The organism is Amycolatopsis sp. CA-126428, assembly GCF_002904335.1.
GTDB lineage: Bacteria > Actinomycetota > Actinomycetes > Mycobacteriales > Pseudonocardiaceae > Amycolatopsis.
Genome location: NZ_PPHF01000094.1, coordinates 47,522 through 71,875, shown reverse-complemented (window position 1 = coordinate 71,875; position 24,354 = coordinate 47,522). Strand labels below are relative to the sequence as shown.

Here is a 24,354-nt window from a genome sequence, read left to right as displayed (position 1 = left end):
ACCCGCCGGCATCTCCATAAACAGCGACCAAGCGCAGATCTCAATCAGCGGCCAGGGCGTCCAGAACGACAGAGCGGCCACTCCTTCCAAGCCACCCAACGGCAGAGAACCATCAGCCACACTCCATCGCCCTGAGCATCCAGAACATCCAGTCCTGAACACCAACAATCTTATGGAGAACCATGAGAAGCACTAAGCTCGGCGCGGGTTTCGCCGCCCTCGCCCTGGCGCTGACCGCGTGCGGCGGCGCGGGGGAGAGCGACGGCGGCGGCCAGCAGGCCGCCGATTCGGCGGTCGGCGTCACCAAGGACACCGTCGTCATCGGCACCCACCAGCCGCTCACCGGGCCGGCCGCGCCCGGGTACAGCAAGATTTCCGTCGGCGCCCGCGCGGTGTACCAGGCGATCAACGACGGCGGCGGGATCAACGGCCGCAAGATCGACTACAAGGTCGAGGACGACGGCTACAACCCGACGAAGACCGTCGAGGTCGTCAAGAAGCTCGTCCTGCAGGACAAGGTGTTCGCGATCGTCGGCGGGCTGGGGACGCCGACGCACTCCAAGGTCGTCGACTACCTGAACACCGAAGGTGTGCCGGACCTGCTGGTGTCCTCGGGCGCGCTCGCCTGGGACAACCCGCAGAAGGCGCCGATGACCTTCGGGTACCAGGTGGACTACACCCGGGAAGGCAAGATCCAGGGCAAGTACGTCAAGGACACCTTCGCCGGCAAGAAGGTCGGCTACTTCACGCAGAACGACGACGTCGGCCGCGACACGCAGGCCGGGCTGGACCAGTTCGTCAAGGACCAGGTCGTCGTCAAGCAGGGCTACGACAGCGCCAACACCGACGTGACGCCGCAGCTGTCCGCGCTCAAGGCGGGCGGCGCCGAGGTCGTCGTCTGCGCGTGCATCCCGGCGTTCACCGCGCTGGCCATCCTGGCCGCGGCGAAGATCGGCTACCACCCGCAGTTCGTGGTCAGCAGCATCGGCGCGGACCCGGCGACGCTGTCCGGGCTGCTGCAGGACTTCGCCAAGCGCGGCGGCGCCAGCGTTTCCAGCGGGCAGTTGCTGGCCGGCCTGATCGGCACCGGGTACCTGCCGGACGTCGCCCAGACGGCGGACCCGTGGGTCGCCTACTTCAAGGGCGTCCACGACAAGTACATCGCGAAGGAGCCGTTCACCAACACCGTGCTGTTCGGCATGGTGCAGGCCTACACGTTCGGCCAGGCGCTCAAGGCGGCCGGCCCGGACCCGACGCGGCAGAAGGTCGTCGACGCGATGAGCTCCGGCGCGCTGAAGGGCCCGGGCCTGACGCCGTTCGGCTTCTCGAAGGAGTCGCACGCCGGCTACACGGGCGCGTACGTCTTCAAGATCAACCCGGACACGTCGACGACGGTGATCCAGCCACCGGCCGTCACCGACCGCGGCACCGGCGCGATCACGCCGTACTCCGGTGAGCGGGCCACTCCGGAGCAGGTCAACCTGGTGAGCAAGTGACGACGGGCCGGCCCGTGGGCGCCACGGGCCGGCCCGCCCGCTCACATAGGGTGGCGACATGAGTGTCAGGGAGAAGGTCGTGCGGGCGGCGGTGCGGCTGTTCGCCGAGAAGGGCTTCGAGGCGACGACGGTCCGCGAGATCGTCGAGGAAGCCGGCGTCACCAAGGGCGGGCTGTACCACTACTTCGAGTCCAAGGACGACCTGCTCTTCGAGATCTACGCGGCGATGCTGCGGATGCAGACGCGGCGGATGGTGACGATCGCCGGGTCCGACCTGCCGCTGCCGGAGCGGCTGCACGCGATCATCGCCGACGTCGTGGTCACGAGCATCGCCGACCTCGACGCGGCGACGGTGTTCTTCCAGTCGTTCCCGTTGCTGGAGAAGTCCAAGCAGGTCCAGGTCCGCGCGGAGCGGCGCACCTACCACGAGCGGGTCCGCGACCTGGTCGCCGAAGGCCAGCGGACCGGGGTGTTCCGCGCCGACGTCCCGGCCGACCTGGTGATCAACTACCACTTCGGCGCCATCCACCGGCTGGGCATGTGGTACCACGCCGACGGCGAGCTGTCGGGGGAACAGGTGGGGAAGCACTTCGCGGACCTGATGCTGCGCAGCCTGCGTCCGTAGGAGCTCGGGCCTGTTTGACTTCGCCGCCTCCGTGGTACTGACCGAACTCAACGCTGTCCCGCTTTGGAGGGTGCTCGTGCAGATCCAGGTCAACACCGACCACAACGTCCACGGTGGCGAACGGCTGGCCACCTACGTGACCACCGACCTGGAGGAGGGCCTGTTCCGGTTCGGCGGGTGGTTGACCGGGGTCGAAGTGCACTTCAGCGAAGACGGCGGCAGCAAGCCGGAAGACAAGAAGTGCGTGATCGAGGCGCGCCCGAGTGGCAAGCAGCCGGTGGCGGTCACCCACCACGCGACCACTGTGGACGATGCCTTCGCCGGGGCGAAGCAGAAGTTGGTGCGGGTGCTGGATTCCCGGTACAACCGCGCCCACGACCACAAGGGCAGTGACAGCATCCGGCACATGCCCCCTCCGGAAGACCCGGCTCAGGTCGGGGTGCTCGAGGACGGCGAGAACTCCGGAGACACCACGCCGGGTGTCGGCTGACCTCTCTTCCGTGTCGGGCCCCGAAGCGTCCAGGGCCGGGCTGCTGCTCGGCGGCCGGGTTACCCTGGCCCTGACCGCGCAGCACCCGGTCGCCCTGGTCGCCCTCGCGTTCGCCTAGGGGCGTTGTCGTTCGCGGTCGGCCGCACGGTGCTCACCCGGATCCTGCACCTGGGCGACGGGTGCGCCGACGATGGCGGTTCCGCTGCGCAGCAAGCCGCGTCACCGGCGACGCCGGACGTAGTGGCCGACCAGCAGGGCGATCGCCCCGATCGCGATGCCGCCGGCGACCATCCGCACCGGCATACCGAGGCCCACCAAGGGACCTGCCGCGTTGACCGTGGCGCTGACCACCAGGACCAGCCACAGGAGAACCGGGCTCGAAGAACGCGTGGAAACGTTGTCGTTGTTCATGCCGGCAACGTTAGGGATCCGCGACGACGGCGAGAATGCCGTCCGCACCCGGATGCGGGGTGGTGCCTGCGCTACCCCGCGTCCCGGCCCAGGTAGGCCAGCACCGCCAGGACCCGGCGGTGCCCCGCGCCTTCGTCGGACGGCAGGCCGAGCTTCGCGAAGATGTTCCGGATGTGCTTGAGCACCGCGCCGTCGCTGACGACCAGGAGCTCGGCGATCGTGCTGTTGTTGTAGCCCTCGGCCATCAGCCCCAGCACCTCCCGCTCCCGGGCGGTCAACGCCTCCAGGGGGTCGGCCGCGCGGCGGCGGGCCATCAGCTGGCCGATCACCTCGGGGTCCATCGCCGTGCCACCCTTCGCGACCCGCTGGAGCGCGTCGAGGAACCGCTCGACCTTGCCGACGCGCTCCTTGAGCAGGTAGCCGACGCCGCCGACGCCGTCGGCGAGCAGCTCGACCGCGTAGCTCGTCTCCACGTGGGCCGACAGCACCAGCACCGGCAGCGCCGGGTGGATCTCGCGGGCGCGGACGGCGGCGCGCAGGCCTTCGTCGCGGTGGGTCGGCGGCATGCGGACGTCCATCACGACCGCGTCGGGCCGCTCGCCCTCGATGAACGCCAGGAAGTCCTCGGCGTTGTCCACCGCGGCGGCCACCTCGATGCCGGCCGTTTTCAGCAGCAGGGAGAGGCCTTCGCGCAGCAAAGCGTCGTCCTCGGCGATCACGACCCGCATGGCAGCTCCACTCGCAGCACGGTCGGCCCACCGGGTGGGCTGGTCAGGGTGAGGGTTCCGTCGAAGGCTTCGGCGCGGCGGCGGATGCCGGCCAGCCCGCTGCCACGGGACTCGTCGGCGCCGCCGCGGCCGTCGTCGCGGATTTCCAGGCACAGCAAGGACGCCGTGCCGCCGAGCGTGAGGTCCACTTGGGACGCGTTGGCGTGCTTGGTCACGTTGGCCAGCACTTCGGCGACGACGAAGTACGCGGCGGCTTCGACCGCGGCCGGGCGGCCCGTCTCGTACTCGACGGTGACGTCGACCGGCACCGGGCTGCGCTCGGCGAGCGCGCGCACCGCCCCGGCCAGGCCGCGTTCGCTCAGCAGCGGCGGGTAGATGCTGCGGACGACCGTGCGCAGCTCGGCCAGTGCGTCGGTCGCGGTGTCCTGGGCCTTGACCAGCAGATCGCGCGCGGTGGCGGGGTCGCGGTCGTACAGCTGGCCGGCGATGCCCAGCTGCAGCACGACCGCCGCGATCCGCGCCTGCGTGCCGTCGTGCAGGTCACGTTCGATGCGCCGCAGTTCGGCCCCGTGCGCCTCCAGCGCCGCCGCCCGGGTCGCGGTCAGCTCGGCGACCCGGTCCGCCAGCACGACGCCGGGGGCGGGCGCCAGCAGCTTCCGCGCGGTGCGGGCCCGCCACCGGGCGACCCGCGGCAGCTGCAGGGTGGCCGCGACCATGGCGGCGGCCACCAGCAGATCCAGCCCCGCCCGCGGCCAGGAGTCCACCACGATCCCCAGCGAGCCTTCGATCCCGCCGGGCACCAGCGGCCAGATCAGGACCGTGATCACCTGCTGGACCGCGCCGAGCGGCAGGCCGAACGCCAGCGCGCCGATGATCAGGCCGGTCGCGGCGTGGATGGCGAGCCACGCGAGGTCGCGGCGGGTGGCCGGGTCCTTGACCGGGGAGCCGTCGCGGTAGGGCTCGGGGATCGGCTCGCCGAGTGCGCGCGCGGCCCGGCGGCGGTCGAACCCCACCGGCCACCGCGCCAGCCGGATCGCCGGGGCCAGCGACGGGATCCCGACGCCGAACGGGCACAACAGCAGGACGGCGAACAGCCCGGCGAGGGCGAACAGCGAAAGCAGCGAGGTGCCGGCGCCGACCACCAGGTAGCGAACCGCCGACCAGCACTCGCGCAGGCGGGTCGTCACCCCGACAGTGTCCCACCCCACCACCGTGGTGGTGCTGGCGCTACCCCCGATCCACCCCTCCACGGGATCGAAGTCCCGGTGTGCGCGACCTAGTTTTCCTCAGGACGCAAGGAACAGTCTTAAGGGGACAGAGAATGACCACATCGAGCGCGTACGCGCTGGAGCTGACCGGGGTGCGGAAGGTGTACGGCTCCGGCGACGGCGCGGTCACCGCGCTGGACGGGGTGTCGGCGGGGGTGGCGCGGGGGACGTTCACCGCCGTGATGGGCCCGTCCGGCTCGGGCAAGAGCACCTTCCTGCACTGCGCGGCCGGCCTCGACCGGCCGACGTCGGGGCAGGTGCTGCTCGGCGGCACCGAGATCGGCAGGCTCAAGGAACGCGAGCTGACGGAGCTGCGGCGCACCCGGATCGGGTTCGTCTTCCAGGCTTACAACCTGCTGTCGTCGCTGAACGTGCTGCAGAACATCACGTTGCCGCTGCGGCTCGCCGGGCGGAAGCCGGACCCGCAGTGGCTGCGGGAGATCGTCGACGGCGTCGGGATCGCGAACCGGCTGGAGCACCGCCCGGCGGAGCTGTCCGGCGGGCAGCAGCAGCGCGTCGCGATCGCGCGGGCGCTCGTCACCCGGCCCGAGGTGGTGCTGGCCGACGAGCCGACCGGCGCCCTCGACACCCGCACCGGGCGGCAGGTGCTGGACCTGCTCCGCGCGATCGTCGAGCAGATGGGGCAGACCGTGCTGATGGTGACCCACGACCCGGTCGCGGCGTCCGCCGCGCACGGCGTGCTCTTCCTGGCCGACGGCAAGCTGGCCGGCCACCTCTCGCACCCCACCCCCGAGCGGGTGGCGGAGCGGATGACGCACCTCGGGGAGTGGTGAACGTGCTGACCCTCGCTTGGCAGACCATCCGGAGCCGGCTCGGCGGCTTCGCCGGCGCCTTCATCGCGATCCTGTGCGGCACCGCCCTGGTGGCCGCCTGCGGCGTCCTCATGGAATCCGGTCTGCGCGCCGGCGTCCCCACCCAGCGGTACGCCGCCGCGGCCGTCGTCGTCGGCGGGGCGCAGACCGTGCGCCCGCCCGGCGCCGACGCCCTCTCCACCGAGCAGGTCGGCGAGCAGCCGTCGGTCCCGGCCGCGCTGGCCGGGCGGATCGCCGCGGTGCCCGGGGTGCGCGCGGCGGTGGCTGAGCAGAGCTTCCCGGCGCAGGTCGTGGCCCGCGACGGGCAGGTGCTCGCCGGCCGGGAGTCGCTGGGGCACAACTGGGACGCGGCCGTGCTGGCGCCGTTCACCCTGCGCGGCGGCGACGCGCCCAGGACCGCCGGCGAGGTCGTGCTGGACGCCGACCTGGCACGCCGGGCCGACGTCGGCATCGGCGGCCAGGTGCGGATCACGACCCGGTCCGGGACGGAAGCGGTCAAGGTGAGCGGCGTCGTCGACGGCAGCTCGCGCCAGTCGGCGGTGTACTTCACCCCCGAACGGGCCGCGGAGCTGGCCGGACGGCCGGGCCAGGTGCACGCGATCGGCGTCCTCGCCGACCCCGGCGTCGCACCGGAGACCCTCGCCGAGCGGGTGCGGGCCGTCACCGGCGGCGCCGAGGTGGCCACCGGGGTCGAGCGCAGCAGCATCGAGTTCCTCGACGTCAGCCAGACGCGGACGCTGCTGCTGGCCATCGCCGGCTCGTTCGGCGGCTTCGCGCTGCTCGTCGCGGTGTTCGTGGTGGCGAGCACGCTGGCTCTCACCATCAACCAGCGCCGCCGGGAGTTCGCGCTGCTGCGCGCGGTCGCGGCGACCCCGCGGCAGATCCGCAAGCTGATCGGCATCGAGACGACGCTGATCGCGCTCGTCGCCGGCGTGCTGGGCGGCGTGCTGGGCCTGGCGGTCGCCGGGGGGCTGCGGGACGCGTTCGCCGCGATCGGCGTGATCCCGGCCGACTTCGGGCTGGCGATCAGCCCGCTCCCGCCGCTGGCCGCGGTCCTGCTCGGCCTGGGCGCGGCCCGGCTGGCCGCTTGGGCGGCGTCGCGGCGGCCGTCGTCGATCCGGCCCGTCGAGGCGCTGGGCGAGGCCGCGGTGGAACGCCGCGAGCTCGGCCGCGGCCGCCTGCTCACCGGCTGGGGCCTGGTGCTGGCCGGCGTCGGCGGCGCGCTCACCCCGCTGTTCCTGCGTGGTGACATCGCCGCCGCGACATCGTCGATGGCGACGCTGGTGATCGTCATCGGGCTGGCCGTGGTCGGGCCGCAGGTGACCCGGCTGGTGATGCGGTTCCTGGTCCCGGTGCTGACGCGGCTCTGGCGGATCAGCGGCTACCTGGCGGGCGCGAACGCCCACGCCAACGCCCGGCGCGTCGCGGCGGCGGTGACCCCGCTGATGCTGGCGGTGGCGTTCGCGCTCGTGACGTTCTACGGACCGATGGCCACCACGACCGCGGCCCAGCAGGAATCGGCGCGGTCGACGACCGCCGACTACGTGCTCACCGCACCGGGCGGGGTCTCGCCGGAGGTGGCCGCGGCGGCCGGCCGGGTGCCGGGGGTCGCGGCGGCGACGCCGGTGGTCCGCACGTCCGTGATCACCGCGGCGCCGGTGGGCGACAGCGTGGAGGTCCAGCGGACACCGGCGCAGGGCCTGGCGGCCGACCAGGCCGGGGCCACCCTCGAACTGGGCGTCGACGCCGGGCGGCTCACCGACCTGACCGGGGACACCGTCGCGCTCAGCGGTTCCGAAGCGGACTGGCTGGGCAAGAAGCTGGGCGACGAGGTCGAGTTCTACTTCGGCGACGGTGTCCCGGCGAAGCTGCGGCTGGTCGCCACCTACACGCACGACCTGGCCTTCGGTGACTTCGTCCTGCCGGTCGCGCTGGCCCGCGAGCACATCGGCGGCCGCCTGGACGATTCGGTGCTGATCCGGCAGCAGCCCGGCGCCGACGCGGGCGCGGTGACCGCGGCGCTGAGTGCGTTGCCGTACCCGGGTCTGGTGCTGGCCCCGGCCGCGGTCATCGCCGCCCCGGACGGCGGCGAACGGCAGGCGCAGTTCTACCTGAACCTGGTGGCGGCCGGCGTGATCGTCGGGTACCTGGCGATTTCGGTGGCCAACACGCTGGTGCTGACGACCGCGCAGCGCGGCCGCGAGTTCGCGCTGCTGCGGCTGGTGGGCACGGCCCGCCGCCAGGTGACCCGCATGATGCGGCTCGAAGCACTGGCCACGGTCGGGATCGCCGTCGTCATGGGGACGCTGGTGGCCTTGCTCCCGCTGGCGCTGCTCAACTTCGGGCTGCGGGGCAACCCGGTGCCCGCCGGGCCGCCGGCCGTCTACTTCGGAATCATCGCCGGTGCGGTCCTGCTCGGGATGGTGGCGATCGGCGTGGCGACGTCGGTGGCGCTGCGGGCCCGGCCGATCGACGCGATCGGGTTGCGCGAGTAGGAGGTGCGGGGTGAGCCGGGCCGGCTCACCCCGCACGGGCGTCAGCAGGCCGTGTGGGTGTCCACGCCGTCGTAGGAACTGACCAGGTACTGAGTCGTCTGCCCGATCAGCACCGCGGTACCCGCGGGCACGCACTTTTCGCCGACCTTGGTGCGGAAGACGCCGTAGGTCACGCTGTACACGTCGATCTTCGTGGCGGCGGAACCGCAGTTGCCCCAGTGGTAGTCGCGGGCGTTCGGCCCGGACGCGCCCTGCGTGGCGTAGTTGCCGCAGGTGACCGACGTCGACGCGGACGCCGTGCCGGCCGCCAGGGGCAGGGCCGTCACGGCCATCCCCAGCGCGAGCGCCGCCGCAATGCGTTTCATGTGAACCCCCCGTTGCGGGAAACAGTGCGGCGTCCACGCTAGCGCTTTCCGGGAGAAGCAAATCCGGGTCAATTCCCGGGGGTTGACGGAAGTCCCGCGCCGCGAGAACATCGAAAGTTTCCGAAAGTTATTGCCCGACCAGCGGCACCACTCGCATGCTTTTGCCATCCTGGCTCGCCTGCCAGCCTCGACGAGGAGGAAGCATGCTCACCAAGAAACGCGGCCGCAGCAGGGTGTTCGCCGGCGGCGCCGTCCTTGCGCTGATCGCCGCATTCCTGCCCGGAACCGCCTGGGCCGACACGGTCATCACGACCAACCAGACCGGCAACAACAACGGGTACTATTACTCGTTCTGGACCGCCGGTGGCGGCTCGGTCTCCATGACGCTCGGGTCCGGCGGGAACTACCGGACCAACTGGAGCAACGTCAACAACTTCGTCGCCGGCAAGGGCTGGAGCAACGGCAGCCGCCGGAACGTGAACTACTCCGGCAGCTTCAACCCCTCCGGCAACAGCTACCTGGCGCTCTACGGCTGGACGTCCAACCCGCTCGTCGAGTACTACATCGTCGACAACTGGGGCAGCTGGCGGCCGACCGGGACGTACAAGGGCAGCGTGACCAGCGACGGCGGCACGTACGACATCTACCAGACGACCCGCTACAACGCGCCGTCCGTCGAAGGCACCAAGACGTTCAACCAGTACTGGAGCGTGCGCCAGCAGCGGCGGACCGGCGGCACCATCACCACCGGCAACCACTTCGACGCGTGGTCCCGGGTCAACATGCGGCTCGGCAGCTTCAACTACTACATGATCCTGGCGACCGAGGGCTACCAGAGCAGCGGCAACTCGAACATCACGGTGGGCTGATCATGCGCGCGTGGAGCACTTTGCTGGCCACCGCGGCCATCGCCGTGGCGAGCACCATCGCCGTCACCCCGGCGCACGCCGCGGCGTGCAACGGTTACGTGGGCCTGACCTTCGACGACGGCCCGTCGAACGCCCACACCCCGGCCATCCTGAACGCGCTGCGGCAGAACGGGTTGCGGGCCACGATGTTCAACGAGGGCCAGTACGCGGCCGCGTACCCGGCCCAGGTCCGCGCGGAGGTGAGCGCGGGGATGTGGGTCGGCAACCACAGTTACACGCACCCGCACCTCACCCAGCAGAGCCAGGCCCAGGTGGATTCCGAGATTTCCCGGACCCAGCAGGCGATCGCGGCGGCGGGCGGCGGCACGCCCCGGCTGTTCCGGCCGCCCTACGGGGAAACCAACGCGACGGTCCAGTCGGTCGAGGCCAGGTACGGCCTCCGCCAGATCATCTGGGACGTCGACTCGGGAGACTGGAACAACGCGAGCGTGGACGCGATCGTCCAGGCCAACGCCCGGCTCACGAACGGCCAGGTCATCCTGATGCACGAATGGCCGGCCAACACCCTCTCCGCCATCCCGCGCATCGCCCAGACGCTCGCCGGCCGCGGGCTCTGCGCGGGGATGATCTCACCGCAGACGGGGCGGGCGGTCGCCCCGGGCTGACGGTGCTGGAGGTGGCGCGGTGGCTGCACCCCGCCGCGCCACCTTCTGATCCTCCACAGTGGATCCGGCGGTGCCCGCGACGGTGGTAGCCTGCCGCCGGTGGGGGGAGGGGGGTCATGGGGCAGCCGCGGGTGATCAGGGTCGTCGTGGTCGACGGATCGATCGCCGGCGCACTGGCCGCCGGGGCCCGCGTGGTCATCGCCGAAGCGACGGTGAAAACGCACATCAACAACGCGTTCGCGAAGATCGGCGTGCGCAACCGGATCGAAGCACTGCGGTACGCCGTGCAGCACGGCCTGGGCCGCGGCTTCCCGGCTGAGCGCTCAGCGGCCCGGTTTCTCGAGAATGATCGCGACCACCCCCAGCAGCAGGACGAGCAGCAGTATTCCGCCGCCGATGGCGGCGAAGCGGAGAAACAGGAAACCGAGCACTTCGTTCCTGGTCTTCCTTTCCGGGTGATTCCGGCGGGAAGGAAGCCGGGTGGATCACTCGGCGACGCGGGTGCGGCCGCACCAGGCGAACACCGGGACCTGGTCGCCGCCGCTGGTCGTGGTGAACTCGCCGTCGTGGGAGAAGTGCTCGTAGCCGCCGCCGAAGCTGACCTTCGCGACTTCGCCGATGCTGCCGACCGTCCATTCGCGGTGCCGGTCGATCAGCTCGGCGGGACCACCGGAAAGCGTCACCTTGATCTTCGTCATGAGTCTTCTCCGTGAGTCGGTCGGCGCGGGGAATGTGGTCTTCGTCTCTCGACGATGCCTGACGGCCGAATGCCGTGCCAAGATATCCGGCTTCTCCTCGGAATTCTTTTGAAGAGAGTTGACAGCGATTTCGGCGGGGTGGTAATACCGGCCAAGGCAAGGCGCTGGTTAACTCGGACATTTCACCGGACCGGTGACGGCCGGTCGGGTGCCGTTCCCGGAGCGTTCACTTCGGCTGCCCGCACCCGTCATTTGCGGTGCCTAAGTTTCTCCGCGTGGACGAACCCTTGGCCGTGCGAGCCCGCGGGATCACGAAGTGCTTCGGCGACGTCGTCGCGCTCGACGGCATCGACTTCGACGTGGTGGCCGGGCGGATCCACGGCCTGGCCGGCCCGAACGGCGCCGGCAAGACCACCCTGCTCGGGTTGCTGCTGAGCCTGGCCGTCGCCGACGAAGGGCGGCTGGAGATCCTCGGGAAGCCGGTGGGCCGGGCGCTCGCCGCACCCGCCGGGGTCGCCGGGTTCGTGGACGGGCCGGGCCTCTACCCCTCGCTCACCGCGCGGCAGAACCTCACGGCCCTGGCCAAGCTCGGCGGGTACCCCGTCGGCGACGTGCTCGACGAGGTCGGGCTCGCCGACGTCGCCGACGACCGGGTGCGCGGCTTTTCCCTCGGCATGCGCCAGCGGCTCGGCCTGGCGGCGGCCCTGCTCACCTCGCCCCGGCTGCTGGTGCTCGACGAGCCGGCCAACGGCCTGGACCCGGCGGGCAAGCAGCACGTGCACGGTGTCCTGACCCGGCTGGCGGCGGCCGGCACGGCGGTGGTGCTGTCCAGCCACCGGATGGACGACCTCGAATCGCTGTGCGCGGAGGTGACGATCCTGGCGACCGGCCGGGTCGTCTTCACCGGCCCGCCGGCCAAGCTGTCCGCGGAGAGCGGCGAGCTGGCCTACCGGCTGCGGACCGCCGACCCGGCCGCCACCCGCCGGGCGATCGAACAGGCGCGGGGGATCCGGCTCGTCGAGGCGCCGCGGGAGGCCGACGCGGTGGTCGTGCGGGCGCTCGTGCCCGCGCTGGACGAGCTGGTGCTGCGGCTGGGGCGGGACGGCGTCGCGGTGCGCGAGCTCGCGCCCGTGGTGTCGCCCCTGGAAGCGGCGTTCCTCGCACTGACCGGGCAGGAGGCCACCCGATGACCACGACCGTCGCCGCGCGACCCGTTCCCCTCTCGCGCGCCTACCGCTTCGAGCTCGTCAAGCTCTTCGCCACCTGGCGCATCCGCCTGCTCGTCCTGGCCTGCTGGCTCGCTCCCGCGGTCTTCGTCGCCGCCGTGAGCGAACAGAGCTCGCTGCCCGTCGACACGCTCTTCGGCCGCTGGATGAACGCCACCGGGTGGGCCGGCCCGCTCGTCATGCTCGGCTTCGCCGGCACCTACGCGCTTCCCCTCCTCACCTCCGTCGTCGCCGGGGACGTGTTCGCCGCCGAAGACCGGCTGGGTACCTGGCGGCACCTGCTCGTCGCCGTCCGGTCCGCGAGCCGCCTCTTCGCCGCGAAAGCGCTTGCCAGCCTCACCGTCCTGCTGGTGCTCGTCGCCGGGATGGCCGTCTCCAGCACCGTCGGCGGCCTGCTCACTGCCGGGAACCGGGCCCTCGTCGGCTTCGACGGGCACCTGCTCGCCCCCGGCGACGCGGCCACCGGCGTGCTCCTCGCCTGGGTCAGCGTGCTCGCCCCCACCCTGGCCCTCGCCGGGCTCGGACTGCTCGGGTCCGTCCTTTGGGGACGGTCGCCGATGGGCCTGCTCCTGCCCGCCGTCGCCGCCCTCGCCATGGCGCTCGCCCAGCTGCTGCCGCTGCCCGTCGCGGTGCGGCTCGCCCTGCCCAGCTACGCCTTCATCGCGTGGAACGGCCTCTTCACCGCCCCCACGCAGCTCGGGCCGCTGCTCGTCGCGGCCGGCGTCAGCCTCGGGTGGGCCGTGGCCGCGACGACGCTGGCGTACCTGCTGTTCCGGCGCCGCGACTTCACCAACGCCGCCCACGACGGCTCCGGACGCCGGGCGCTGGCCGCCGTGCCGCTGGTCGTGCTCTTCGGCGCCACCGCGGCGATCGTCGCCGTGGCGACACCCGCGCTGGGCTCGGGGATCAGCCAGGACAAGGTGCAGCGGTCGGTCGCCACCGCGTTCGCGCACCTCTACCGCCTGCAGGCCGGGCAGCTGCACCGCCCCGACGTCACCGAAGCGGAGCTGGCGGCCACGGCCGCGTGCACCAAGGGCGACGGCCTGGTCGAGGCCGAGGGGCCCGGCAACGACTGGCGGTGCGTCGTCACCTGGCACCTGCCCGGCGTCGCGGCCACCGGGTCGGCGATCTACCAGCTGGACGTCACCGCGGACGGGCGGTACGTCGCCGACGGCGACGGGCCCAAGGAAGTCAACGGCTACTTCCAGGTGCGGACCCCCGGGGGAGACCAGCCCAACCCGCTCTGGCAGTTCGACGCGAACGTCGAACTGCTCGCCACCACGAAGGGATGAGCTCCATGCAGGTAACACGCCGCAGAAGGCGGGCCGGGAAAAGCCGGCTGGGCGGCCATCGGCTGCGCTACGCGACCGCCGGCTCCGCCACGCTCGTGCTCATCGCCACCGGCACCGGTGTCGGCGTCGCGTCGACCGCGCAGTTCGGCAAAGACCAGGTCGGCCAGGTCACCGAGAACGGCCAGGTCGTCTCGGCCGACCAGTACCTCAAGCCGATCGGCGACCGGCTGGTCGTGAACAACGGCAAGATCATGGCGTCCGCGGTCAGCCCCGACGGCGCCCACCTCGCCGCGCTGACCGCCGACGGCGGGATCGCGCTGACCATCGTCGACCTGAAGAGCTGGAAGGTGCAGCAGCTCGTCGGCAACTCCGCGACGGCGAACCTGCGCATCGCCGGCAACGACGTCGGCCAGGAAGGCCCGTCGTACTCCCCGGACGGCAAGAGCCTGTGGCTCGCGCAGACCGACGGCTACACCAAGTTCACGGTGAACCCGGACGGCACGGTCGCCGCGCCGGCGCCGGTGAAGATCCCGGCGGACGGCACCAAGCACGCGCTGGTGGCCCAGGCCGTCTTCTCGCCCGACGGCGCGACCGTGTACTCCGCGGTCAACGGCCAGAACCGCGTCGTCGCCCTCGACGCGGCGACCGGCGCGATCAAGCAGAGCTGGGCCACCGGCAACGCCCCGCGCGACCTGGTCCGCGTCGGCACCAAGCTGTACGTCAGCAACGAAGGCGGCCACCCGGCGCGGCCCGGTGAGCCGACGCTGAACTCCTACGACACCCAGGTGCCGGCGAGCCGGTTCACCGGGGCCACCACCAGCGGCACGGTCAGCGTCATCGACCTCGCGAACGCGGCCGCCGCGCCGAAGAGCATCGACGTCGGCCTCCACCCGACCGCGGTGTACTTCAAGAACGGCGCGCTGTTCGTCACGAACACCGCGAGCAACAGCGTCTCCGTCATCGACACCGCCCGCGACAAGGTCGTCCAGACCATCGCGACCCAGCCGTGGCCGCAGGCCTCGGTCGGGTACGAGCCGGACGGCGTGACGCTCACCGACGACGGCCACCTGCTGGTGACGCTCGGCCGCGCCAACGCGGTCGCCGTCTACCGCTACTGGTGGGCGCAGGCGCCGGTGAGCTACGTCGGGCTGCTGCCCACGGACTACTTCCCGACGGCGATCACCACGGTCGGCACGGACGTCGTGGTCTCCAACACCCGCGGCATCGACGCCCGCCGTCCCACGACCGCGGCCGGGCACGGGACGCACGACACGACGTCGAGCGTGCAGAAGTTCCGGCTGCCGGACGACCGCGCGATCCGCGGCTACACCGGCCAGGTCTTCAAGCAGAACGGCTGGACGGACAACTCGGTCCAGGTGGCGCAGGACTACGGCCACCGCCGTCCGGTGCCGGTGCCCGACCGGCTCGGCGACCCGTCGACGATCAAGCACGTCTTCCTGCTGGTCAAGGAAAACCGCACCTACGACCAGGTGTTCGGCGACGATCCCCGCGGCAACGGCGACCCGTCGGTGACGCAGTTCGGCGAGAACGTCACGCCGAACCAGCACGCGCTCGAGCGGCAGTTCGGGTTGTACGACAACACCTACGACATCGGCACGAACTCCGCCGAGGGCCACAACTGGCTCATGCAGGCCGACAACCCCGAGTACACCGAATCGTCGGCGGGGGAGTACCTGCGCAGCTACGACACCGAGGACGACGCGCTCGGCCACCAGACATCGGGCTTCCTCTGGACCGGTGCGCAGGCGGCCGGGAAGTCGGTGCGGGACTTCGGCGAGTTCCAGCAGTTCCTGACCAAGCCCGCCGGGGCGAGCTGGCAGAACCTGTACTGTGACGCCAAGAACATGGCGTCCACGGGGGAGCCGACGGCCTACCCGCTGGTGTCGTCGTCGCCGATCCCGTCGCTGAACGACGTCTCGGTGCCGGGCTTCCCGAAGTTCGACACGGCGGTGCCGGACGTCTACCGGTACCAGATCTGGAAGGACGACTTCGAGAAGCACGGGCCGGCGAACCTGAACATGTTCTGGCTGTCCAGCGACCACACCGGCGGCCCGCCGAACGCGGCCGCCCAGGTCGCCGACAACGACCTCGCGGTCGGCAAGATCGTCGACGAGATCTCGCACAGCCCGTACTGGAAGGACTCGGCGATCTTCGTGGTCGAGGACGACTCCCAGGCCGGCCTGGACCACGTCGACGGCCACCGGGCGCCGGTGCAGATCATCAGCCCGTACGCCCGGCACGGCGTCGTCGACAGCCACTACTACTCGCAGATCACGATGATCCGCACGATCGAGCAGATCCTCGGCGTCAAGCCGATGAACCAGAAGGACAGCGCGGCGACGCCGATGAGCGCGGCGTTCACGCAGAAGCCGGACTACACACCGTTCACGGCGCTCCCGAACCGGACGTCGTTGACCGGGGGCCTGACGACCCAGCCGCCCTGCGGCGCGGACACCCCGGCCCCGCCGAACCCGGCGGCCGCACCGGTGCCGTCGTCGGCCGTGCCGTCGGACAAGCGGCAGGTGGCGGCGCAGTGGCAGGAGTGGACGGCGCACCAGCGGCTGACCGGCCCGGACGCCGTCGCCGACTACGCCAACCCTGCGCAGATGAACCACTTCACGTGGTACCAGACGCACGGGTGGCAACTGCCGTATCCGGGGGAGAACCAGGTGTACGCCCCGGAGCAGGTGCCGGGTGCTTACCTGCCGTCCGCCGAATCGGACGGCTGACCTGGACTGCTGATCCGGGAGGCGGGAGGCCCGGGCGGGCCTCCCGCCTTCCGGTGAGCATTCAGTGCCCGAAGCGCCCTCGGCGAGTGCCTACTTTCTGAGTTCAGCCGCAACCGGACATCGCGGTCGACGGCCTCCAGCCGCCCCGGGGTGGGTGGCGGCGTTCGCGAGGTGAGCCGTGGTCGCGCGGTCCGGTCCGGCGAGCCCGTCGGCCGGGCCGGGTGGTACCGGTCCGCGGCGGGCCGAACCGCGGCCGAAGCCGCGGATCGAACGTTCAGCGGGCCGGTCGCAGGTGTTCGGCGCGCCAGTGCCGGCCCCGGCGGGGTGTGCGCCAATGGCGTCCCCGCCACGGCCGCACCGGGCCGCGGGAGGCCAGGAACGCCGGCTGGTGCTCCGCGAAACCCTCCGCCGTGAGGCCCATCAGCACCGGGTACCGGACCTCGCCCCGGCGCAGCTCGGTGTCCCGCGGCCGGCCCTCCTCGCGGAAGCCCAGCTCGCCGTGCAGCGCCAGCGAGGCGAAGTTGCTCCCGTTGATGCTGACCTCGCACTTGCGGTACCGCCGCAGCTCGAACATGTACCCCAGCAGGACCGTGACGGCGTCGGCCGCGTAGCCGCAGCGGCGGTACTGGGGCCCGATGCCGATGCCGTAGCTGAAGTGGCCGGAGGCCGGGTCGGCCTGGATCCAGATCGACCCGACCAGCGTCCGGTTGTGCAGTGTCTCGATCGCGAAGTGGAAGTCGTCGCCCGCCGGGCCGCGGTGCGTCGCCCAGTGGCGGTAGCCGCCGACCTGCCGGTCCGAATCACGGTCGAACCCGATCAGGGCGCGGTGATCCGCCGGGCGGACCTCCCGCAACCGCACCTTCCACCCCGCCCAGCTCATCGGCAGTGATGGTACAGCCCGATCACCAGTAGCACTGCGTGGTCATGTCGTCGAGCCGGACGAACCGGGACGAGCCGTTCGCCCCGATGATCGCCTTGACGAACACGGGGTTGACGCCGTTGAGGTTCCACCGGGCCGTGTTGACCGCCTGGTACGCGCCGCTGCCGTTGAGCCACGGGTAGGTGCTGGCCAGCAGGTGCCCGGAGGCGTCCCAGATCTCGATGCCGACCTGCGCCCCGCCCGCCGTCTGCATGAGGAACTGCGACGCGCACTGGGCGTTGCCCGGCACCGAGTTCGTGGGCACCCAGAAGCCCTCGAACGCCCAGCCGTTGGTGGCGAACAGCCAGCCGTTGTTGCGGCCGGACCGGGCGGTCCCGGCCCCGACGTCGAACCCGGCCGACGCGGAACCCCCGGTCGCCACCAGCCACGACGACTGCGGGTTGACCTCGAACCCGTCCTGCACCTGCGACAGGGAGGCGTGCGCCACCCCGGACGTCAAGCCCATCAGCGCGGCGGCCACCACGGCGACGCCACCCAGCTTGCGCAGAAGCCGGCTTCTGCCTGCGGAAAACGTTGCGGACATATCGGTCCCTCCCTCGATTCGGAGCACTTTCGCCCCTCTGAGCACGCAGGGAGGAGTGGTGATACGTCCGGTAGCGAGGCGGCCCGGAGGACCGAGGTGTCACAAGCTTCGCCCCGCCGGTGTCTCGAGGTCGTTCCCATCCCACGACACCGGAGGACGAACCCATGGAACCCCGCCTCGACCTGTTCACCACCGAAACCGGCTCCCGGCTGGTGAAGCGGTTCGCCGGCCTCGGGCAGGTCGTCGACCAGTCGCCGCTGCCGAAGCTCACCCGGGAGCTGGTCAGCCTGCGGGCCAGCCAGATCAACGGGTGCGGCTGGTGCCTCGACATGCACGCCAAGGAAGCCGCCGCGGCCGGGGAGTCGGCGGTCCGGCTCGCGCTCGTCGCCGCGTGGCGGGAGTCGACGGTCTTCACCGAGGCCGAGCGGGCCGCGCTCGCGCTGGCCGAGGAGGGCACCCGGCTCGCCGACGCCGCCCAAGGCGTGTCCGACGAGACCTGGGCCCGGGTGCGCGAGCACTACGACGACGAGCAGGTCGCCGCGCTCGTCGCGCTGGTCGCCTTGATCAACGCCGCCAACCGGCTCGCCGTGATCGTGCACCAGACGGGCGGGTCCTACGACGCCGGGATGCTCGCCGCCGCTGCCGAACGCGGCTGAGCCGAAGGCGGCCGCGAAGTACGCTTCAACAGCGTGGCGAGGACGGTGCCGAGCACGACCAGCGGGGTGATCGCGAGGAACGCCCCGCCGATGTGCCCGGCCACGTCCTCGCCGAGCAAGGTGCCGAAGACGGCGACCCCGAACGCGGCGCCGATCGACCGGGCGAAGGTGACCACCGCGCTCGCGGCCCCGATGTCGGCGGCGGGCACCGCGTTCTGCGCCGCGGTCAGCGCGACCATCGGGACCATCCCGATCCCGACGCCGGTGACGGCGAAGTACCCGATCAGCGCGAGCTGTGCGGTGCCGGGCGCCAGGGTGCTCAGCAGGAGCAGCCCGGCGACGTTCAGCGCCATGCCGGTCACCAGGACGACCCCGCACGCGCGCCGGGTTCGCGACCCACCGCCCGGCGAGCGACTGGCTGACGACCAGCCCGAGCACCAGCGGCAGCAGGTGCACCCCGGAGAGCGTCGCCGAGACGCCGTCGACGACCTGCAGGTACGTCGGCAGGTAGACCAGCACGCTGAACATCGCGACGTTCGCGATGAACCCGACGAGCGCGGCCAGCACGACCGTGCGCGAGGCGAACATCGCCGGCGGCAGCACCGGTGCGGCGGCGCGGCGCTCGACCGGGACCACCAGTCCGATGAGGACGATCGCGGCGGCCGCGAGCGCCAGCGTGCCCGGCGACGTCCAGCCCCACCGCGGGCCGAAGGAGGTGATCAGGACCAGCGCGGTGGCCGCGCCGGCCAGCAGCAGCGCGCCGGCGTAGTCGATGCCGGCGGCGGGTCTGGGACCGTCGTGGGCAGGGCCCGCGCCGCGAGCACCACGGCCACCAGCCCGACCGGGACGTTGATCAGGAACGCCCACCGCCACGAGAGGTGGTCGGTGAACAGGCCGCCGAGCAGCGGGCCGGCGATGCTGGCGACGCCGTAGACCGAGCCGAACCGGCCCTGGTAACGCCCGCGGTCGGCCGGCGCGGCGATGTCGCCGACCAGCGCGAACGTCAGGACGATCAGGCCGCCGCCGGCCAGGCCCTGCAGCGCCCGGGCGGCGATCAGCTGGGGCAGGTCCTGGGCGAGGCCGCACAGCGCGGAGGCGAGCAGGAACGCCGTCGTGGCGACGAGGTAGAGGCGCTTGCGCCCCAGCAGGTCGCCGAGCTTGCCCCAGAGCGGGGTCGCGGCGGTCGACGCGAGCAGGTAGGACGCGGTGATCCAGGCGATGTCCCGGAACCCGCCGAGGTCGCGGGCGATCCGGGGCAGCGCGGTGGCGACGATGGTCTGGTCCAGCGCGGCCAGCAGGACGGCCAGGACCAAGGCCGTCATCGCCGGGCGCACCGCCGGCCTCAGAGGGACTTCGATGGTCATTTCGCTTCCGGAACGGTGATGGTCTTGTATTCGGTGTAGGTGCCGAGCCCGACGGCGCCGTACTCGCGGCCGAGACCGCTGGCCTTGAACCCGCCGAACGGGCCGTCGAAGCCGATCGGCGCGCCGTTGATGGTGACCGTGCCGGTCCGCACGCGGCGGGCCACGGCGAGCGCGTGCGCCGGGTCGGCCGACCACACGCCGCCGGACAGGCCGTACTCGGAGTCGTTGGCGATGCGGACGGCGTCGTCCTCGTCGTCGTAGGCGATGACGACCAGGACCGGGCCGAAGATCTCCTCCTGGGCGATCCGCATCGCGTTGTCGACGTCGGCGAAGAGCGTCGGCGTGACGTAGTTGCCCGCTTCCAGCCCCCGCGGCACTTCCGGGCCGCCGGTGACGAGCCGCGCGCCTTCTTCGACGCCGAGGCGGATGTAGTCGAGGACGCGCTGCTGCTGGTCGCGGCGGATCATCGGGCCGATGAACGTGCCGTCGTCGGCCGGGTCGCCGACGCCCAGGGACTCGATCAGGTCCTTCAGCCCGGCGACCACCTCTTCGTAGCGGCTGCGCGGCGCGAGGACGCGCGTCTGCGCGATGCACGATTCGCCGTTGTTGAGCAGGGAACCGAACTTCAGGCCCTGGACCGCCGCGCCGAGGTCGGCGTCGGGCAGGATGATCGCGGCCGATTTGCCGCCCAGTTCGAGGCTGACCCGCTTGAGCTGTTCCCCGGCCAGCGACGCGATACGGCGTCCGGCGCGGGTGGAGCCGGTGAAGGCGATCTTGTCCACGTCGGGGTGCTTGACCAGGTACTCACTGGTCTCGCGGTCGGCGGGCAGGACGCTGATGACGCCCTCGGGCAGGCCGGCCTCCGCGAGCAGCTCCGCGAGGAGGTTCATGCTCAGCGTGTTCTCGGGCGAAACCTTGAGGACGACGGTGTTGCCGGCGAGCAGCGCGGGGATGATCTTGGCGGACGCCGAGGAGAACGGCGAGTTCCACGGGATGATCGCGGCGACCACGCCGATCGCCTCCCGGCGCACGACCGACCGGAACGGCGCGGCGGGATCCGACGGCGCCGGGGTCTCCTCCCAGCCGAACTCCTCGGCCGCCTTCAGGTAGGCGTTGGCCTGCCGGGTCAGGCCGGGCTGGCCGGCCTTGGTGAACCAGAGCGCGGAACCGTTCTCCGCGGAGATGAGCGCCGCGACCTCGTCGGCGCGCTTCTCGCGAAGGGCGGCCAGCTTGCGGACGACGGCGATCCGCTCCGCGGGCGAGGTGCGCGGCCACGGGCCGTCGTCGAAGGCCTTCCGGGCGGCCGCGACGGCGCGATCGACGTCGGCGGGCAGCGCCTGCGCGGCGCGGCCGATGAGCGAGTTGTCGTGCGGGGACCGGATGTCCAGCAGCTCGGTGCTGCTCGGCGCGGTCCACGTGCCGCCGATGAAGAGGTCCTCGTAGGTGATCACTGCTGGCTCCCTATGTTGATCTGTCACATCAGTGTAGCACTTAAATGCCTCATCAGTGTGGCAGTTACTGCTAGGGTGGAAGAGTGAGAGCCGACGCCGCACGCAACCTCGAACTCCTGCTGACCACGGGCGCCCGCATGCTCGCCGAAGACCCGGCCACGAGCATCGCGGCGATCGCGGCCGAGGCCGGCCTCGACCGCCGGACCGTCTACCGCCGGTTCACGAGCCGGGAGGAGCTCTTGTCCGCGGTCTACGAAGCGCGCCTGGATGCGATCGAAGCGACGATCGAGGCCGCCGGGCTCCGGGAGGCGCCGGTGCCGGACGCGCTGCACCGGTACGTCCGGGGGATCGTCAGGGTCAACCGCACCTGGCCGACCGAGGTGAGCCGGATGCGCTCGGACCCGGAGATCTGGGCCCGTCGCCAGCGCGCGGTCGAGGAGGTCGACCGGTTTGTCAAGCGGGCCACCTGCGAGGGCTTCCTGCGGGCGGGGCTGCCGGCCCGCTGGCCCGGCAGCGTCCTGGGGTCACTGGTGCGGCTGTCCACAAAGGACCTGTCGGTCCAGAACGACGCCCAGGCCGCGGACGTCATCGTCGACACGTTCCTGCGCGCCTTCGGCACGAGCAAAGCGGGCTAGGAGCGCCCGCCCTCGTACCCGAGCGGTCGGCCCGCGTACCGGAGCGGTCGGCCACCGATCCGCACGCGCCGACGCTCCAGGTGCGCGGGCCGACTTCCTGGGTACGCGGGCCGACGCTCCAGGTACGGGGCCGGCCGGCCTCCGGCTTTGGGGACGGCCGCGGGAGGGGCCGGCAGTGCGGGCCCCTCCGGTGGGTTCAGCCGGCGGCGACGATGCGCCACCGCTGGTTGGTGCTGCTGCTGTCACCGTATTGACCGAGGTCGGTGCCGCTGCCGGTGCGGCCCATGCCGTCGAGGTACTCCCCGGTGCTGCTGTTCCGGATGCGGACGTTGTTCGCGTCGGTCACCACCGACCACAGCTGGTTGGCGCTGCCGCTCGCGGCGTACTGGCTCACGACGGCGCCGTTCGTGGTGCGGCCCGCGCCGTCCAGGTAGAGGCCGGTGGCGCGGTTCTTGATGCGCACGCGGTTGCCGGCGTTCTCGATGACCCACTGCTGGTCGTAACGGCCGGGGTCGCCGCTCGCCTGGCCGGTGCCCGAGCCGCCGGCGGTGCGGCCCAGCCCGTCGACGTAGAGCCCGGTGGCGGCGTTGACGATCCGGACGTACGTGCCGCCTCCGTCGCCCACGCCCCACGCGTACTTCAGCCGGGTCAGCCCGCTGGGGTTCGACAGCGTCAGGTTGGTGCCCGCGCCGGTGCCCGCCTTGGTCGTCATGCTATACCAGTCGCCGTCGCGCAGGCCCGGCCAGTACACGCTGCCCACGCCCAGGCTCCGCAGTTTCGCGCTGACGCCCCGGATGTAGTCGGCGAAGAACGATCCGCTCGGGATGCTGTAGTCGAGGGAGTCGTAGTGCACGCCGTTCTTGCTGCCCGGCGACATCGGGCCGCCCCACTCGGTGACGACGGTCCGGTCCGCGTACCCGCCGATGTAGCCGCCGATGTGGTCGGCCCACTCGGTTTCGCTTTCGTAGCCGGCGAAGAACGAATAGTCGTGGGCCGCCAGCAGCGTCCCGTCGAGCCGCCGGTCGCCGCCGACCGCGGGCACGTTCTGGGCCAGGCCGGCGCCGTCGAGGATCACCCGGTCGCGCGGCACGCCGGGGTACCGGTTCAGCCAGGCGGTGTAGAAGTTGTTCAGGTCGCCCGCGCTGTAGGCGTACGGCTCGTTGATGACCTCGAAGTAGGCGTTCGGGTTGCTGCCGTACTTGGCGACGACCGTGTCCCACATCTGCTGGAACCGGCCCGTGTCCGTCGGCTTGCCGCCGGTGTAGGCCCAGTACGCCAGGATCACCTTGCCCTTGGTGAGCGCGGTGTCGATCGCCCCGGTGTAGGTGCCCCAGTAGCCGGAGACCGTCGGTTCGTTGATCGGCATCCGGACCGTGCCGGCCCCGGTGATCGAGTACAGCTGCCCGACGACCTGGTTCGCCGTGGCGGCGGCCGAGGAGTACGTGTCCGAGGCACCGAGCCCGGAGACGTACAGCACGCCGTTGACGAAGTTGTCCCGCGCGTCGGCCCAGTTGACGCCCTTGAGCCCGGCCGTGGACGCCTGGGCCTGCGCCGGGACGGCGGTCACCAGCCCGCCGGCCAGCGCGGACACCGCCAAGAGCCGGACTGCCGTGGACAGCATCCTGCGAAGCACGGAGTGGGTCGGTCTCATCGGCTCGTTCCTCCCGGATCCTGCGCAGCGGGAAATGGTCGAGACACTGGTTAACACCCGGCCCCGGCCAGCGGCCAGGGTTCCGAAGCGAAACGCTCAGGATCGGTCAGGAAAGAACACCGCCGTGCCGCATCGAACAGGACGCTCCTGTTCAATGCGGCACGGCATACTGTGCTCAGCCGAAGTCCACGTCACTGCACCACATGTACGTCTGGTCCTGGTGTGAAGCCTGCCAGATCGTGAAGACGACGTGGTGTCCGCGATAACCGCCGGAGGTCTGGACGGTGAAGGTGATGTCCTTCGCCGGGGCGTAGCGGCCGGTTTGCGTGACCTGGTCGAGGTTGCCCCAGCCGAGGCGCTGGGTGGTGGGGTCGTAGCCGTTCTTGCTGACGTAGACCCGGATGAAGTCGGCGCCGTGGCTGGCCTGGTCGTACAGGTGCATCGAGAAGGTGCTGCCCAGGCTGGTGGTGCGCCACTGGCCGGGCGTGTTCAGGGAGTTGTTGCGCGCCAAGCCGTTGCTGCACAGCTGCCCGTCGGGCGTCGCTCCCTGGAAGTTGCCGTGCAGGCCGTCCCGCAGGGCGCTCATCCAGTTCCACATGGTGTCGGCGTTGGCCTGGAAAGCCGCCCAGCACATGGGATCCTGCTGCTGCATGGCGGGGTTGGTGTGCTGGCTGCCCCAGTCTTTCCAGCACTGGTAAGCCCGGGTGGCGGGACTGACGATGGTCCCGTGCGCCGAGGCGGCGGGCACCCCGACGAACAGGCCGGCCAGCCCGGCGAGGACCAGGGCGATCAGGCCCCGTCGTCCGGCGCCGGACCCGGAGAAGTTGCGCCTACGCATGGATGAGCCTCCATTCTCGGATGATCGAGCGGTGGTGGTTCATTGTGGGAGCGCTCCCAGGGTGGCAGCAGCTTATCCCCGATCC

The 24,354-nt window shown here is 71.5% G+C and carries 26 protein-coding genes and 1 pseudogene; 15 read left to right on the top strand and 12 right to left on the bottom strand.

Annotation, left to right across the window (positions count from 1 at the left end; all coding sequences use genetic code 11):
* The 4 genes from C2L58_RS50650 to C2L58_RS24900 form a co-directional block, all read left to right on the top strand.
* On the top strand, positions 1–196 hold a 196-nt coding region (locus tag C2L58_RS50650), incomplete at its 5' end, for a hypothetical protein (RefSeq protein ID WP_233225909.1).
* Positions 183–1,496 (top strand): ABC transporter substrate-binding protein, encoded by a 1,314-nt coding sequence (locus C2L58_RS24910; protein WP_103340016.1) that lies wholly within the window; start codon positions 183–185, stop codon positions 1,494–1,496. The genes C2L58_RS50650 and C2L58_RS24910, both read left to right, overlap by 14 nt.
* A gap of 58 nt (positions 1,497–1,554) precedes the next feature.
* Positions 1,555–2,121 (top strand): TetR/AcrR family transcriptional regulator, encoded by a 567-nt coding sequence (locus C2L58_RS24905; RefSeq protein ID WP_103340015.1) that lies wholly within the window; start codon positions 1,555–1,557, stop codon positions 2,119–2,121.
* 76 nt (positions 2,122–2,197) lie between these two features.
* Positions 2,198–2,611 (top strand): HPF/RaiA family ribosome-associated protein, encoded by a 414-nt coding sequence (locus tag C2L58_RS24900; RefSeq protein WP_103340023.1) that lies wholly within the window; start codon positions 2,198–2,200, stop codon positions 2,609–2,611.
* Positions 2,612–2,830: 219 nt separating this feature from the next.
* On the opposite strand, the gene C2L58_RS24895 is transcribed toward C2L58_RS24900, so the two are convergent.
* From C2L58_RS24895 to C2L58_RS24885, 3 genes are all read right to left on the bottom strand, one after another.
* Positions 2,831–3,022, bottom strand: a complete 192-nt coding sequence (locus C2L58_RS24895; RefSeq protein WP_103340014.1) for a hypothetical protein — start codon at positions 3,020–3,022, stop codon at positions 2,831–2,833.
* A gap of 71 nt (positions 3,023–3,093) precedes the next feature.
* Positions 3,094–3,750, bottom strand: coding sequence for a response regulator (locus tag C2L58_RS24890; RefSeq protein WP_103340013.1), 657 nt, complete (start codon positions 3,748–3,750; stop codon positions 3,094–3,096).
* Entirely contained in the window at positions 3,738–4,937 is a 1,200-nt protein-coding gene (locus tag C2L58_RS24885) for a sensor histidine kinase (protein WP_103340022.1), read from the bottom strand. The genes C2L58_RS24890 and C2L58_RS24885 overlap by 13 nt, the downstream gene beginning before the upstream one ends.
* Positions 4,938–5,071: 134 nt before the next feature.
* Here C2L58_RS24885 and C2L58_RS24880 point away from each other — a divergent pair, with 134 nt between their 5' ends.
* Both C2L58_RS24880 and C2L58_RS24875 read left to right on the top strand, forming a co-directional pair.
* Complete coding sequence (locus C2L58_RS24880; protein ID WP_103340012.1) at positions 5,072–5,812, top strand: ABC transporter ATP-binding protein; 741 nt, start codon at positions 5,072–5,074, stop codon at positions 5,810–5,812.
* Positions 5,806–8,346, top strand: a complete 2,541-nt coding sequence (locus C2L58_RS24875; RefSeq protein WP_103340011.1) for an ABC transporter permease — start codon at positions 5,806–5,808, stop codon at positions 8,344–8,346. The genes C2L58_RS24880 and C2L58_RS24875 overlap by 7 nt, the downstream gene beginning before the upstream one ends.
* Before the next feature lie 41 nt (positions 8,347–8,387).
* Here C2L58_RS24875 and C2L58_RS24870 read toward each other — a convergent pair whose 3' ends face one another.
* On the bottom strand, positions 8,388–8,711 hold the full coding sequence (locus tag C2L58_RS24870; protein ID WP_146073670.1) for a hypothetical protein: 324 nt from the start codon (positions 8,709–8,711) through the stop codon (positions 8,388–8,390).
* A gap of 203 nt (positions 8,712–8,914) precedes the next feature.
* Here C2L58_RS24870 and C2L58_RS24865 point away from each other — a divergent pair, with 203 nt between their 5' ends.
* The 3 genes and pseudogenes from C2L58_RS24865 to C2L58_RS51520 all read left to right on the top strand — a co-directional run.
* Positions 8,915–9,580, top strand: coding sequence for a glycoside hydrolase family 11 protein (locus C2L58_RS24865; protein WP_103340009.1), 666 nt, complete (start codon positions 8,915–8,917; stop codon positions 9,578–9,580).
* 2 nt (positions 9,581–9,582) lie between these two features.
* A complete protein-coding gene (locus C2L58_RS24860; protein WP_103340008.1) occupies positions 9,583–10,245 on the top strand; it encodes a polysaccharide deacetylase family protein in 663 nt (220 codons plus the stop codon).
* A 116-nt stretch (positions 10,246–10,361) separates the two neighbouring features.
* Positions 10,362–10,517: pseudogene (locus tag C2L58_RS51520) on the top strand (LuxR C-terminal-related transcriptional regulator); the annotation flags it as partial.
* A gap of 213 nt (positions 10,518–10,730) precedes the next feature.
* Here the strand turns inward: C2L58_RS51520 and C2L58_RS50640 are convergent.
* Positions 10,731–10,943, bottom strand: a complete 213-nt coding sequence (locus C2L58_RS50640; RefSeq protein WP_103340007.1) for a DUF5988 family protein — start codon at positions 10,941–10,943, stop codon at positions 10,731–10,733.
* A gap of 293 nt (positions 10,944–11,236) precedes the next feature.
* Between C2L58_RS50640 and C2L58_RS24845 the strand changes: the two genes are divergently transcribed.
* The 3 genes from C2L58_RS24845 to C2L58_RS24835 are packed head-to-tail and all read left to right on the top strand — an operon-like array spanning position 11,237 to position 16,211.
* On the top strand, positions 11,237–12,133 hold the full coding sequence (locus tag C2L58_RS24845) for an ABC transporter ATP-binding protein (RefSeq protein WP_103340006.1): 897 nt from the start codon (positions 11,237–11,239) through the stop codon (positions 12,131–12,133).
* Positions 12,130–13,461, top strand: coding sequence for an ABC transporter permease (locus tag C2L58_RS24840; RefSeq protein ID WP_103340005.1), 1,332 nt, complete (start codon positions 12,130–12,132; stop codon positions 13,459–13,461). The genes C2L58_RS24845 and C2L58_RS24840 overlap by 4 nt, the downstream gene beginning before the upstream one ends.
* A gap of 5 nt (positions 13,462–13,466) precedes the next feature.
* Complete coding sequence (locus C2L58_RS24835; protein WP_103340021.1) at positions 13,467–16,211, top strand: bifunctional YncE family protein/alkaline phosphatase family protein; 2,745 nt, start codon at positions 13,467–13,469, stop codon at positions 16,209–16,211.
* Positions 16,212–16,485: 274 nt separating this feature from the next.
* Here C2L58_RS24835 and C2L58_RS24830 read toward each other — a convergent pair whose 3' ends face one another.
* Together C2L58_RS24830 and C2L58_RS24825 are read right to left on the bottom strand one after the other, a co-directional pair.
* Positions 16,486–17,091: a GNAT family N-acetyltransferase gene (locus tag C2L58_RS24830; RefSeq protein WP_233225908.1), complete on the bottom strand. Its 606-nt coding sequence runs from the start codon at positions 17,089–17,091 to the stop codon at positions 16,486–16,488.
* A 22-nt stretch (positions 17,092–17,113) separates the two neighbouring features.
* Complete coding sequence (locus tag C2L58_RS24825) at positions 17,114–17,674, bottom strand: hypothetical protein (RefSeq protein ID WP_103340004.1); 561 nt, start codon at positions 17,672–17,674, stop codon at positions 17,114–17,116.
* Between the two features lie 164 nt (positions 17,675–17,838).
* On the opposite strand from C2L58_RS24825, the gene C2L58_RS24820 reads away from it, so the two are divergent.
* Entirely contained in the window at positions 17,839–18,330 is a 492-nt protein-coding gene (locus C2L58_RS24820) for a carboxymuconolactone decarboxylase family protein (RefSeq protein WP_103340003.1), read from the top strand.
* Here the strand turns inward: C2L58_RS24820 and C2L58_RS50635 are convergent.
* Entirely contained in the window at positions 18,288–18,683 is a 396-nt protein-coding gene (locus C2L58_RS50635) for a hypothetical protein (RefSeq protein ID WP_369904237.1), read from the bottom strand. The two genes, C2L58_RS24820 and C2L58_RS50635, sit on opposite strands and share 43 nt — an antisense overlap.
* Before the next feature lie 188 nt (positions 18,684–18,871).
* On the opposite strand from C2L58_RS50635, the gene C2L58_RS50630 reads away from it, so the two are divergent.
* Positions 18,872–19,099, top strand: a complete 228-nt coding sequence (locus C2L58_RS50630; RefSeq protein WP_233225906.1) for a hypothetical protein — start codon at positions 18,872–18,874, stop codon at positions 19,097–19,099.
* Here C2L58_RS50630 and C2L58_RS50625 read toward each other — a convergent pair.
* Positions 19,050–19,694 (bottom strand): MFS transporter, encoded by a 645-nt coding sequence (locus C2L58_RS50625; RefSeq protein WP_255410563.1) that lies wholly within the window; start codon positions 19,692–19,694, stop codon positions 19,050–19,052. The genes C2L58_RS50630 and C2L58_RS50625 overlap by 50 nt on opposite strands.
* Entirely contained in the window at positions 19,691–21,145 is a 1,455-nt protein-coding gene (locus tag C2L58_RS24810) for an aldehyde dehydrogenase (protein WP_103340002.1), read from the bottom strand. Before C2L58_RS24810 ends, C2L58_RS50625 begins: the two co-directional genes overlap by 4 nt.
* Positions 21,146–21,228: 83 nt before the next feature.
* On the opposite strand from C2L58_RS24810, the gene C2L58_RS24805 reads away from it, so the two are divergent.
* The gene (locus tag C2L58_RS24805; RefSeq protein WP_103340001.1) at positions 21,229–21,780 is read left to right on the top strand and encodes a TetR/AcrR family transcriptional regulator; all 552 of its coding nucleotides are present in this window, start codon (positions 21,229–21,231) and stop codon (positions 21,778–21,780) included.
* A 196-nt stretch (positions 21,781–21,976) separates the two neighbouring features.
* Here C2L58_RS24805 and C2L58_RS24800 read toward each other — a convergent pair whose 3' ends face one another.
* Together C2L58_RS24800 and C2L58_RS24795 are read right to left on the bottom strand one after the other, a co-directional pair.
* The gene (locus tag C2L58_RS24800) at positions 21,977–23,401 is read right to left on the bottom strand and encodes an RICIN domain-containing protein (protein ID WP_233225904.1); all 1,425 of its coding nucleotides are present in this window, start codon (positions 23,399–23,401) and stop codon (positions 21,977–21,979) included.
* Positions 23,402–23,606: 205 nt separating this feature from the next.
* Positions 23,607–24,269 carry a lytic polysaccharide monooxygenase auxiliary activity family 9 protein gene (locus C2L58_RS24795; RefSeq protein ID WP_103339999.1) on the bottom strand — a complete coding sequence of 221 codons (663 nt, stop codon included), beginning with the start codon at positions 24,267–24,269 and terminating at the stop codon, positions 23,607–23,609.
* Positions 24,270–24,354: the final 85 nt, after the last annotated feature.